The organism is Halalkalibacter lacteus, assembly GCF_036663595.1.
Lineage (GTDB): Bacteria > Bacillota > Bacilli > Bacillales > Bacillaceae_D > Halalkalibacter > Halalkalibacter lacteus.
Genome location: NZ_JAWRVL010000096.1, coordinates 1 through 526, shown reverse-complemented (window position 1 = coordinate 526; position 526 = coordinate 1). Strand labels below are relative to the sequence as shown.

Annotated in this window: 1 protein-coding gene; it reads right to left on the bottom strand. The window is 38.4% G+C overall.

The genetic code is table 11. From position 1 onward, the window contains the following. A partial coding sequence (locus SAZ04_RS21645; protein WP_332699562.1) for a carbohydrate ABC transporter permease occupies window positions 1–526 on the bottom strand: 526 nt, incomplete at both ends.

Below are 526 nucleotides of genomic sequence, written 5' to 3'. Positions count from 1 at the left end.
ACAATTAACATTGGCAATAATGCGAGTAAATAAGACGCAAAGGCTAAGTTATAGTTCACGCTAAATTGCGATTGGAAAATGTACTGTACGAGCGGTAAGGTAGCATCGTTACGGTCTGATAAAATAACGAGCGGAAGCATAAAGTCATTCCATGCCCATAATGCCGTTAAAATTCCAACGGTTGCGTTCATTGGCGCTAGTAGTGGGAAGACAACTCTCCAAAACACTCCCCATCTACTACATCCATCAATAATCGCTGCTTCTTCTAATTCTTTTGGTATCGTCTTAATGTACCCGACATACAAGAAGATATTGAACGCCAGACCGTACACGACATACAAAATGATTAGACCTGTCGGATTGTTTAAACCGATCGCACTCATTTGTTTTACAATTGGCAACATGATAATTGGAAACGGAACAAACATCGCACTGACAAAATAATAAAATAATACTTTATACACTTTTTTATGCATGTTTCTAGCAATCGCATAAGCGACCAATGAGTTCGTTAACACCGTTAAAA